The 514-nt window shown below is 39.3% G+C and carries 1 protein-coding gene; it reads left to right on the forward strand.

Translation table 11 applies throughout. From position 1 onward, the window contains the following. On the forward strand, positions 1 to 514 hold a 514-nt coding region (locus ACRCJ0_RS19345; protein WP_431391848.1), incomplete at both ends, for a branched-chain amino acid ABC transporter permease.

Genomic DNA, 514 nt, shown 5'->3' on the forward strand with positions numbered 1-514 from the left:
AGTATCTTACCTATTACAAAACTTTATGATCTACTATGTAGGACCAGAAGTACGTGCCTTCCCTACATCATTACCAAACTTATCATTAGATTTAGGTTTATTTACGATCTCAACACAACAAGTAGTGATCTTCATTGTAACGATTATCTTGATGATTGCCTTACAATACACTGTTCGTCAAACAAAAATGGGTCAAGGGATGCGTGCAGTATCTGTAGATGCTGATGCAGCGCGTTTAATGGGGATTTCAGTAGATAATGTCATTTCCTTTACGTTCGCTATTGGATCGGCTTTAGCTGGTGCTGGTGGCGTATTAGTTGGTATCTACTATAATTCTATTTCGCCAACTATGGGACTAACACCAGGTATTAAAGCTTTCGTAGCCGCTGTTTTAGGTGGTATCGGATCAATTCCTGGTGCCATGTTAGGTGGTATTTTAATCGGTGTGGTTGAATCAATGGTATCTATGATTGGTTTATCTACTTGGCGTGACGCTGCGGTTTACCTAATTTTA

This window comes from Aerococcus sp. L_32 (assembly GCF_050689315.1).